This is a genomic window from Actinomyces denticolens, from assembly GCF_002072185.1.
GTDB lineage: Bacteria > Actinomycetota > Actinomycetes > Actinomycetales > Actinomycetaceae > Actinomyces > Actinomyces denticolens.
Map to the genome: position 1 here is coordinate 1 of NZ_MVIW01000056.1, position 10,927 is coordinate 10,927.

The window sequence follows — 10,927 nt, forward strand, 5'->3', positions numbered from 1 at the left end:
GGGCGGCACCCACGCCCCGGGCCGGGCGCCGGACGCGCCGCCCCCATGACCCGCGCCGCCATCCGCGTCCTCAGCGCCCCCTGCCAGGCCCGCCAGCGCCGAGCCGCCGCCGCCGCGCAGGGCGTGCTCCCCGCGCTCCCCCACCCTCCGCCGCGGCGCCCCGATGGCGTGCGGGGCGGTGAAGCGGGAGTCGCCGTCGAAGGTCCATGAGCCGTACAGCCCCAGGTGGATGCGCAGCCATGCGACGGAGCCGTCGCCCGCCGGCACATCGGCGCGGGGCGCGAAGGCGGTGAAGAGGTGCTTGCCGTGGGCCTGCGCCTCCAGGAGGACCTGACCGTCGAGGAGGGCGGCCCCGGCGGCGAAGCGGCCCTGGGGCGAGGAGACTCTCAGCGCCTGCCCGCCGTAGAGCTCGGTGAGGGCGGCGGCGAGTCGGTGGATGGTGTGTCCTTCGGGCATGGGCCGACGGTACCCGGTGCGCGGCCCGCGCCCGCGCGCTGCCGTCAGGGGCGGGGCGTCAGAGGCGGGCCCGCAGGTAGCCGGCGACCGCCTCGCGCATGTTCTCCGGGCCCCGGGCCAGGGCCCGGGCCAGCGGCTCGTCGGGGGACCCCACCTTGACGAGGTCGCGCACGCCGTGGTCGAGGAGGACCTCGGCGCCGGGCTTGATCCGTCCGGCGAAGACGACGCACGGCACGCCCTCCTCCCGGGCCAGGCGGGCCACGCCCGCGGGCGTCTTGCCGTTGAGGGTCTGCTCGTCGACGGAGCCCTCCCCCGTCAGGACGAGATCGGCCCGCGCGATCGCGTCGCGTAGCCCGATGGCCTCTGCGACGAGGTCGACACCGGGGCGCATGCGCGCGCCGAGGAAGGCGCGCAGCGCGAAGCCGAGCCCTCCGGCCGCCCCGGCCCCCGGCTCCGCCGCCTCGGCCCGCGTGCCGGTGAGCTCGGCGAGTCGGGCGAGGCGGGCATCGAGGACCCCCACCATGTCGGCGCCGACGCCCTTCTGGGGCCCGAACACCGCCGTCGCGCCATTGGGCCCGGTCAGCGGGTTGGTGACGTCGCAGGCCACGAGGATGGTCGCCTCGCGGGCGGCGGCGGACAGGTCCGCGAGGTCGATGCGCTCGATGAGCCCCATCCGCGCCGGCTCAGGACCGACCGGCTCGCCCGAGGCGTCGAGGAGGCGGACGCCGAGCTCGGTGAGCATGCCCAGCCCGCCGTCGTTCGTCGCCGATCCGCCCAGTCCGATGACGAGGGTGCGGGCGCCGCCCTCCAGCGCGTGCGCCATGAGCATGCCCAGGCCGCGCGTACTGGAGCGCAGGACGTCCCGTTCGCCCGGGGCGACTCGCTCCAGCCCGGCGCAGCCGGCCACGTCCATGACGGCGCGGTCGCCGGCCAGGCCGTAAACCGCCTCGATGGGCCGTCCGAGCGCGTCGGCGCTGGGCGCGCGGACCATGTCAGCGCCCCAGGACGCGGCGACCGCGTCGACGAATCCCTCCCCGCCATCGGACATGGGCATCAGCACGGTGCGGGCCCCGGGGACGGCGTCGCGCACGCCCGCGTCCATGGCCCCGGCGGCCTGAAGGGCCGTCATGTTCTCCTTGAAGGAGTCCGGTGCGAGCACGATCCTCATCGCGGCATCCTCCTCATCGTCTCGGCGAATGGTGCGCCCCGGCTCGCCTCAGGCGCGCCCGCAGCGCGCCGCCTCGTAGGCGGACAGCTGGTCGATGCGGCGCTGGTGACGCGCCGCCCCGCTGAAGGGCTCGGCGATGAAGGCGTCGACGATCGCCAGGGCCTCGTCCGGCGAGTGCATGCGCCCGCCCACGCTCACCATGTTCGCGTCATTGTGGGCGCGGGTCAGGCGCGCCGTCTCCAGGTTCCAGGCCAGGGCGCAGCGCGCGCCGTCGACGAGGTTGGCGGCCATCTGCTCGCCGTTCCCGCTGCCGCCCAGCACCACTCCGAGGCTGCCGGGCTCGTCGACGACGGCCTGGGCCGCCGCCAGGCAGAAGGCGGGGTAGTCGTCGTCGGGGTCGTAGGAGAAGGCGCCGTGGTCGATGACCTCATGGCCGGCATCCCGGAGGTGGCTGACGAGGGCCTCTTTGAGCTCGTAGGCGGCGTGGTCCGTGGCGATATGGATGCGCATGGCCCGATTCTGCCCCAGCGCCGCGGCGCGCGCCCACCCCCGCCGGCCCACAGATGTGCGAAGCGGGATGGCCCCCGGGTTAGGTTGGGCGCATGACCACCACTAACAGCACAGGCAGCACAGCCAGCGCCCCTGAATCACCCGATGCCGGCCGTGTCCGCGCGGGAGTCCTCGAGCTCGACGCCGTCGACGCCGGACTGCGCCCGCAGGACGACCTGTTCCGATACGCCAACGGCTCCTGGCTCGCCTCCGCCGAGATCCCCGCCGACCGCCCGGGCACGGGCTCCTTCACGCTCCTGCGCGACGCCGCCGAGGAGGCCTGCCACGAGATCCTGCGCGAGGCCGCGACGAGCGAGGACGCGGCCCGGCCCCGCCCCGCCACGCCGGCGGGCAAGATCGGGGCCCTGTTCGCGACCTTCATGGACGAGGAGCGCATCGAGGCCCTGGGCGCGGCGCCCCTGGCCCCCGAGCTCGACCCCGTCCTGGAGGCCCCCACCAAGGACGCCCTCGCGCGGGCCCTGGGGGCGGGCGCGCACTTCTCCGGGCCCGTCGACGCCGGCGTCTACAACGACATCAATGATCCGGACCGCTACACCACCTGGATGGACCAGGCCGGCCTCGGCCTGCCCGATGAGTCCTACTACCGCGAGGAGGGGCGCCGGGCCCTGCGGACCGCCTACGTCGCGCACGTGTCCAGGATGCTGGAGCTCGCCGGGCTGCCCGAGCGCCTCGGCGCGGGCGCGCAGGACCTGGCCGAGCGGATCATGGCCCTGGAGACCTCCCTGGCCAAGGGGCACTGGGACCGCGTGGCCTGCCGGGACATCGACAAGACGAACAACCCGATGACCTGGGAGCAGATCGTGGACTCCTCCCCCGCCTTCCCCTGGGGGGCCTGGCGCGAGGGCGTGCGGGCGGCCGCCGCCGCGGCGGGGGTGGAGCGGACCACCTACCTGGACGAGACGATCGTCAACCAGCCCGATTACCTCGCCCATATGGCCGGCTGCTGGGAGTCCGCCCCCTTGGAGGACCTGCGGGCGTGGGCCTGCTGGCACATCGTCCAGAGCCGGGCCACGCTCCTGTCGAGCGACTTCGTCTCCGCCAGCTTCGACTTCTACGGCAGGACCCTGCAGGGCACCGATGAGCTGCGGCCGCGCTGGAAGCGCGGCGTGGGCCTGGTCGAGTCGAGCCTCGGGGAGGCCCTGGGCGAGATCTACGTGGCCGAGCACTTCCCACCCGAGCACAAGGCCGCCATGGAGCGGCTCGTGGCCGACCTCATCGAGGCCTACCGGGACTCCATCTCCTCCCTGGAGTGGATGGGCCCGGCCACCCGCGAGCGCGCCCTGGCCAAGCTCGACCAGTTCACCCCCAAGATCGGGTACCCGGACACCTGGCGGGACTACTCCGCCGTCGACATCACCCCCGGGGACCTGCTCGCCTCCATCCGCTCGGTGGAGGCCTACGAGAACGCCCGGGCCCTGCGCAAGCTGGGCGAGCCGATCGACCGCGCCGAGTGGCATATGACGCCGCAGACCGTCAACGCCTACTACAACCCGGCGATGAACGAGATCGTCTTCCCCGCCGCGATCCTCCAGCCCCCGTTCTTCGACCCCGGGGCCGACGACGCCGTCAACTACGCGGGCATCGGCGCCGTCATCGGCCACGAGATCGGCCATGGATTCGACGACCAGGGCTCGACCTTCGACGGCACGGGGAAGGTCGCCGACTGGTGGACCCCCGAGGACCGTCAGGCCTTCTCCGCGCGCACCTCCGCGCTCATCGCCCAGTACGACGCCCTCACCCCCGCCGCCGTCGCCGCCAGGCACGAGGAGGCCGGCACCCCTGCCGGCGACATCCCCCATGTCAACGGCGCCCTGACGATCGGGGAGAACATCGGCGATCTCGGGGGCGTGGGCATCGCTCTGAAGGCCTACCGCCTGGCCCTGGCGCGCGCCGGCATCGAGGGCTTCGAGGGGGCGCCCGTCATCGATGGCCTGACGGGCCTGCAGCGCTTCTTCTACTCGTGGGCGAGGATCTGGCGCTCGAAGAACCGCGACGATTACGCCGAGCTGCTGCTGACGATCGACCCGCACTCGCCGGCCGAGTTCCGCTGCAACGGGATCGCCAGCAACGTCGACGCCTTCTACGAGGCCTTCGACGTGACGCCCGGTGACGGCATGTGGCTCGACCCGGAGCAGCGCGTGTCCATTTGGTAAGACCGCGGCTCGCCGGCAGGGGGCGATGGGGAGCACTCCCCGTCGCACCCCATGCGCTCCACGTTTCCTGGGAGCCGCCTGAGCACTGCCGATGAGCGCCATTCCGGGCCACGGGCGCGCCCGGCGCCGCCCCGCCCCCCCGGCGGGACCCATCGGGGCCGATGGGGCGGTTGTGACGCATGAGTTCCCCAGGAGTCGAGACAGGCTCGTCACATGGGCGATGCGCCCTTGCAACCGCAATCAGATCGGTGCAGGATCGTGACCGTCCCCAGGCACCCCATGGTGCGCCCCGACCTCAAGGAGGACACAGATGCGTCTCGGACGCCCCTTTGCCATCACCGCCGCGGCCGTTCTCGCCGCCGGCGCCGTCACCACCACCGCGACCGCCGACGAGTCCAGCTTCGCGTTCAGCGACGACGTCGCCAGCACCGCGGACCCCGCCAGCACCGCCTTCCCCGTCAGCGGCACCGGCTGCGCCAGCACCGATGCGAACCCCGCCGCCGTCCTGGTGACCCTCGCCCAGGGCGACTCGGCCGACAACGTCAAGGCCGCGACCCCCACCACCATCAAGGTCGCGCCCGGCACCGGCGACTGGTCCGGCACCATCGACCTGGCCGACGCCGTCAAGCAGGTCGGCGTCGACCCGACCACCGAGCCCTGGGCCCTCGCGGCCCAGTGCGTCCAGTACGGCAAGGGCGATGGCGAGACCATCACCCAGCGCCTCGTCCTGGACGCCACCAAGGCCGAGGGCACGCTGACCCTCTCCGAGGACGGCACCGGCGCCCAGAGCTTCGAGTTCTCCGGCTCCGGCTTCACCCCCGGTGAGACCGTCACGCTGACCCTCAAGGACGGCAACGGCACCGTCGTGGCCACCCTGGCCACCATGACCGCCGACGCCGAGGGCAACGTCGCCGCCTCCTTCCCGGCCCCCACCGGCATCGCCGACGGCTCCTACGACGCCGTCGTCGAGGGCTCCCGCTACGGCGAGGGCGGCACGCTCGAGTACAAGGTGACCGTCTCCGGCGGCGTGTTCTCCTACGAGGGCAAGGGCGGCAGCCAGCTCGAGGACTCCGCTGACGCGCCGTCCACCGACGGCTCGGCCGCCCCGGCCGCCGCCCCCGCCGCGGCGCAGAACGTCGCCGCCCCCGCGAAGGAGGGCCTGGCCAACACCGGTGCCGACGCGATGACCTTCATCATCATCGGCGGCAGCCTCGCCACCGCCGGCGGCCTGCTCCTGGCGGCCCGCCGTCGTCGCGCCTGACGCCCCATCGGGCCGGTCGAGTGAGCAACTCACCCACGGCCCCTGACCGCGCGCCCGCCCGGGCCCCGAAAGCGCTTATCGCGCTCGGGGCCCGGGCGGGCCGTTTCGCGCGCGGGCACCGCATCCTGACCGCCGTGATCGCCTGCCTCGCGCTCGTCCTCGCCCTGGCGCTCGGCGACCTGGGGCTCCTCGCCCACCGCATCAGGCACGTGCCCGTCACGATGCCCCACCGCGCGAGCGCCCTGGCCGAGGGCGACGCCACCGTCCCCTACGAGGGCGAGACCTGGCTCATCATCGGCACCGACTCCCGGCTCAGCGTGCCGGGCGGGCCGGATCGATACGGGGACGCCTCCGAGGACCGGGCGGGCGAGCGCGCCGACGTCGTCGTCCTCCTCCAACCGGGCCCCGGCGCACCGCGCGCGACCGTCCTGCCCCGCGACCTCACCCTGCCCGCGGGCGGCCTCCAGCGCGACCGCCTGGCCACCTCCTACCTCAAGGGCCCGCAGAGCACCGTCGACCTGCTGTGCTCCGCCCTGGGCGTGACAACTGCGCACCTGGTGACCGTCGACATGGCCGGTTTCGCGAGCATCGTCGACGCCGTCGGCGGACTCACGCTCGACATCCCCGAGCCCATTCGCGACGAGATGTCCGGGCTCGACATCCCCACCGCCGGCACCCGCACCCTCAGCGGGATCGACGCCCTGGCGCTCGTGCGCTCCCGCCACCCGCAGATCCTGCGCGACGGGCAGTGGACGACCCTGGGGGAGGCGGAGGGAGCGCAGCGGCGCAGCGAGTCCACCGGCCTCGTCATGAGCGCCCTCATGGCCGCCCTCGCGGACAAGGCCTCGACCCCGTGGGGCGCGCGCTCCCTGGCGCACACCGTGGCCGGGACCCTCACCACCGACGGGGGCACCGGGCTGATCGACCTCTCCCGGCTCGGCTGGGGCCTTGCCAGCGTCGGAGAGGACTCCCAAGGCTCCGCCGGCCTGGACGTCGCCACCGTCCCCGCCCCCACCCAGGGCGACAGCTTCATCGCGCTGCCCACGCAGGAGACCTACTCCGCGCTCTCGGCCCGGGGCTACGCCCCCGGCACCTGCGCACCCTGACACCCCTGACGCCCCGGCGCTGTTCACGCGCCGCGCATCCCGGGCCGCGCCCGGCGCGGCAGTGAGAGGATCGGGCGAAGCCCCGCGGGGCGCGCGAGCCCCGCCATGATGACAGGAGCGCAGATGCCCGGAATCAACCTGACCCGCGATGAGGCCCGCGAGCGCGCCTCGCTCGTGACCGCCGAGAGTTACGACGTCGCCCTGGACCTGTCCGGGGCGGCGGACCCCGACCAGGCGACCTTCCGATCGGTGACCACCGCCCGGTTCTCCGCGACGCCGGGCGCCTCGACCTTCATCGACCTCATCGCGCCGACCGTGCGCGAGGTGCGCCTCAACGGGGCCGACCTCGACCCGGCCGCGGTCGTCGCGGACTCCCGGATCGCCCTGGAGGGGCTGGCGGAGTCCAACGAGCTCGTCGTCGTCGCCGACTGCGCCTACATGCGCACCGGTGAGGGGCTGCACCGCTTCACCGACCCCGCCGATGGCGCCACCTACCTCTACACGCAGTTCGAGGTGCCCGATTCCCGGCGCGTCTTCGCGGTCTTCGAGCAGCCCGATCTCAAGGCCTCCTTCACCTTCACGGTCACGGTGCCCGACGGCTGGACCGTCTTCTCCAACTCCCCCACCCCCGCGCCGAGTCCCGCGGGCGCCGGGGCGCGGGTCTTCTCCTTCGCGCCGAGCGAGCGCATGAGCTCCTACATCACGGCGATCGTCGCCGGGCCGTACGTGGGGGCCACCGATGAGTACCGCGCCGACGACGGCCGCGTGGTGCCGCTGGGCGTGCACTGCCGCGCCTCGCTGGCCGAGCACCTCGACGCCGACGAGATCCTGGCGCTGACCAAGGGCGGCTTCGCGTTCTACGAGGAGCTGTTCGGCACGCCCTACGCCTTCCCCAAGTACGACCAGGTCTTCGTCCCCGAGTTCAATGCCGGCGCCATGGAGAACGCGGGGATCGTCACCCACCGGGACGACTACGTCTTCCGCTCCCGCCCGGTGGAGGCCCGCGTCGAGCGCCGCGCGGTGACGATCCTCCACGAGCTGGCCCACATGTGGTTCGGGGACCTGGTGACCATGGAGTGGTGGAACGACCTGTGGCTCAACGAGTCCTTCGCCGAGTACACCTCCACCCTGGCCACGGCCGAGACGACCCGCTTCACCGACGCCTGGACCACCTTCCAGACCCTGGAGAAGGCCTGGGCCTACAACCAGGACCAGCTCTCCTCCACCCACCCGATCGCCGCCGAGATCAGGGACCTGCACGACGTCGAGGTGAACTTCGACGGCATCACCTACGCCAAGGGCGCCTCGGTGCTCACCGCCCTCGTGGCCTACGTGGGCCGCGAGCGGTTCTTCGCGGGGATCGCCCGCTACCTGAAGGCGCACGCCTTCGGCAACGCGACGCTGGCCGACCTGCTGAGTGAGCTCGAGGCCGTCTCCGGGCGGGATCTCGCGGCCTGGACGCGGGTGTGGCTCCAGGAGGCGGGCGTGACAACGCTGCGCCTGGAGACCACCACTGATGAGGCGGGCCGCATCACCTCCGCCGCCGTCGTCCAGGAGATCCCGGAGGGCTCACCAGCGACGCTTCGCCCGCACCGCTTGGCGATCGGCGCCTACAGCCGTGATGACGCCGGCGCCCTGGTGCGCGTGGAGCGCGTCGAGCTGGATGTCGCGGGCGAGCGCACACCGGTGCCGGGCCTGGTCGGCCTGCCCCGCCCCGAGGTCCTGCTCGTCAACGACGACGACCTCACCTACGCCAAACACCGCCTGGACGAGGCCTCCCTGGCCGCCGCGCTGGAGGGGATCGGGGACTTCACCGACTCGCTGGCCCGCTCGCTCGTCCTGGCCTCGGCCTGGGACATGGTGCGCGACGGCGAGCTGTCCGCCTCCCGCTACCTCTGCGCCGCCCTGGAGGCGCTGAAGGTGGAGTCGCACTCGAGCGTGGTCCAGGGGCTGCTCGCGCGGATCGGCACCTGCCTCGCCCTCTACCTGCCCCCCGCAGCGCGCCGCGAGGCCGCCCCCGAGGCGGCCGCAGCCCTGCTGTCCCTGGCCCGCGGTGCCGAGCCGGGCAGCGACCGCCAGCTCCAGCTCGTGCGCGCCGTGGCCGCTCACGCCGTGAGCGAGGAGCAGATCGACGCCGTCGCCGGCTGGCTCGATGGAAGCGCCCCCCTGCCGGGACTGGCGGTGGACGCCGATATGCGCTGGGAGCTCCTCACCGGCCTCGTGGCGGCCGGCCGCGCGGGCGAGGCTGAGATCGCCGCCGAGGAGGCCCGCGACCGCACGACGACGGGCCGCGAGCGGGCGGCGGGCGCCCGCGCCTCGATCCCCACCGCCGAGGCGAAGGGAGCGGCTTGGCGGGCCCTGGTGGAGGACTCCTCGATGCCCAATGAGACGCAGCGCCAGGCGCTGGTCGGCTTCGGCCGCGTCGAGCGCGCCCCCGAGCTCATGGCGCCCTTCATCGAGGAGTACGTGGCCGCCATCGAGCCGGTCTGGTCATCGCGGACCTTCCACATGGCCGAGGCCCTGCTGGAGGGCCTGTGGTCCTGCGCCACCGTCGGTCTTCCGGGCGCCGACCCGATCGGGGCGCTCGAGGGCTGGCTGGACGCCCACGCCGACGCCCCGGCCGCGCTGCGCCGGATCGTGGCGGAGAACCTCGACGACGCCCGCCGGGTGGCCCGCGCCCAGGCGGCGCAATTGGCGGCCTGAGACGTGAGGGGCCGTGGCCTCCACGGCCCCTCACGTCTCTCGCCCGCCCAAGTGCGCACATTGTCTTGACGAAGCAGGGCACAATGGGACCCGCCCCTGGCCCCTTCCCGAGAGCGCCATGACCACCTCATCATCCCCATCGAGCCGCCGTGCCCGCTCGGCCCCCCGCGCACCCGCCAAGTACGTCGTCGTGAGGGACCACCTCCTCTCCCTCATCGCCGATGGCCTCGAGCCGGGTTCGCCCATCCCCTCCGAGAGGGAGTTGTGCGAGACCTTCTCCGTGTCCCGGATGACGGTGCGCCAGGCGATCGACACCCTCGTCGTCGACGGCGCCCTGGAGCGCCATCAGGGCCGGGGGACCTTCGTGTCCCAGCCCAAGCTCGACCTTCAACTGCGCCTGGCCTCCTTCACCGATGAGATGCGCAGGCGCGGCATGGAGCCGGGGTCCGTCTTCCTGACCGCCGAGACGACGCCGGCCACGCCCCAGGTGGCCCAGGCCCTCGAGATCCCCGCCGGTGACGACGTCTACCACCTGAGGCGCCTGCGCACGGCCGACTCGACCCCGATGGCGATCGAGGAGAACTGGCTGACCGCCTCGCTGCTGCCCGGCCTCCTCGATGGAGCGCTCGACTTCTCCGTCTACCAGCGCCTGGGGGAGGCCGGCCTGGGGCCGCAGTGGGGCGAGGACATCATCCAGGGGCACGTCGTCTCCTCTGAGGAGGCGATCCTCCTGGGCGTGCCCGAGGGCGCGCCGGCCCTCGACATCACCCGCCGCGCCTTCCACGACGACGTCGCGGTGGATTACTCCCGCTCGCTGTACCGCGCCGACCGCTACACCCTGTGGGTGCCGGTCGCGGCCCCTCAGCCCGCGGCATCCCGCCCCTCCGCCCTGCGAACCAGGACTGCCTCATGAGCGCTCGCCCCCTCGATCTGGACACCCTCCTCAGCGCCCTCGGCGGGGCCGAGAACATCGACGCCCTGGAGCCGTGCATCACCCGGCTGCGGATCGAGGTTCGCGATCCGCGAGCAGTGGACCGCGCTGCCCTGCGCGCTGTGGGCGCGCACGGGGCGACCGCCGCGGGCAGGGTGGTCCAGGTGGTCGTCGGCCCCAGCGCCGACGAACTCGCGGCCGGGATCGCCGCCAGGCTCTGGCCCGACGGCTCCGGCGCCACCGACGACGCGGGGTGATCCCGCGGTGGCGCGCCGCGCGGGCCCGGGCTCCGAGGCGCGCGCCACCGGGTGATCGGCGCCCCGTCCTGAGGTGGGGAGTGATAACGCTCTCAATGGGCGGTATTGTTCACATCAGCCCCTATCTCCGGCCGCCTACCGCAGCCGTGTCCACCGCATCCAGGAGGAGCAACCATGTCCCAGGCACGCCAGATCGTCGACGCCCTCGGCGGCTTCGACAACATCGCTGAGATCGAGCCCTGCATCACCCGGCTGCGCTGCGAGCTGGAGGACGTCTCCGCCGTCGACAAGGCCGCGCTCAAGGCCGCCGGCGCTCACGGGG

10 protein-coding genes are annotated in these 10,927 nt (G+C 73.5%); 7 read left to right on the forward strand and 3 right to left on the reverse strand.

The window, feature by feature from the left end; all coding sequences use genetic code 11:
* The 3 genes from B1H55_RS11405 to B1H55_RS11415 form a co-directional block, all read right to left on the reverse strand.
* A partial coding sequence (locus B1H55_RS11405) for a DNA-formamidopyrimidine glycosylase family protein (RefSeq protein WP_338071683.1) occupies positions 1 to 456 on the reverse strand: 456 nt, incomplete at its 3' end.
* Between the two features lie 58 nt (positions 457 to 514).
* Positions 515 to 1,624 (reverse strand): glycerate kinase, encoded by a 1,110-nt coding sequence (locus B1H55_RS11410; RefSeq protein ID WP_073451185.1) that lies wholly within the window; start codon positions 1,622 to 1,624, stop codon positions 515 to 517.
* A 48-nt stretch (positions 1,625 to 1,672) separates the two neighbouring features.
* Entirely contained in the window at positions 1,673 to 2,134 is a 462-nt protein-coding gene (locus B1H55_RS11415) for a ribose-5-phosphate isomerase (protein WP_073451184.1), read from the reverse strand.
* Between the two features lie 92 nt (positions 2,135 to 2,226).
* On the opposite strand from B1H55_RS11415, the gene B1H55_RS11420 reads away from it, so the two are divergent.
* The 7 genes from B1H55_RS11420 to B1H55_RS11450 form a co-directional block, all read left to right on the forward strand.
* Complete coding sequence (locus B1H55_RS11420; RefSeq protein ID WP_077239908.1) at positions 2,227 to 4,347, forward strand: M13 family metallopeptidase; 2,121 nt, start codon at positions 2,227 to 2,229, stop codon at positions 4,345 to 4,347.
* A gap of 310 nt (positions 4,348 to 4,657) precedes the next feature.
* Positions 4,658 to 5,608: an LPXTG cell wall anchor domain-containing protein gene (locus B1H55_RS11425; RefSeq protein ID WP_073451182.1), complete on the forward strand. Its 951-nt coding sequence runs from the start codon at positions 4,658 to 4,660 to the stop codon at positions 5,606 to 5,608.
* A gap of 134 nt (positions 5,609 to 5,742) precedes the next feature.
* Positions 5,743 to 6,714: an LCP family protein gene (locus B1H55_RS11430; RefSeq protein ID WP_077239907.1), complete on the forward strand. Its 972-nt coding sequence runs from the start codon at positions 5,743 to 5,745 to the stop codon at positions 6,712 to 6,714.
* A 123-nt stretch (positions 6,715 to 6,837) separates the two neighbouring features.
* Entirely contained in the window at positions 6,838 to 9,417 is a 2,580-nt protein-coding gene (gene pepN / locus B1H55_RS11435; RefSeq protein ID WP_077239906.1) for an aminopeptidase N, read from the forward strand.
* Between the two features lie 118 nt (positions 9,418 to 9,535).
* Entirely contained in the window at positions 9,536 to 10,330 is a 795-nt protein-coding gene (locus B1H55_RS11440; RefSeq protein WP_077239905.1) for a GntR family transcriptional regulator, read from the forward strand.
* Positions 10,327 to 10,605, forward strand: coding sequence for a PTS sugar transporter subunit IIB (locus tag B1H55_RS11445; RefSeq protein WP_077239904.1), 279 nt, complete (start codon positions 10,327 to 10,329; stop codon positions 10,603 to 10,605). The genes B1H55_RS11440 and B1H55_RS11445 overlap by 4 nt, the downstream gene beginning before the upstream one ends.
* Before the next feature lie 174 nt (positions 10,606 to 10,779).
* Positions 10,780 to 10,927: PTS sugar transporter subunit IIB (locus tag B1H55_RS11450; protein ID WP_158083335.1), on the forward strand; the 148-nt coding region annotated here is incomplete at its 3' end.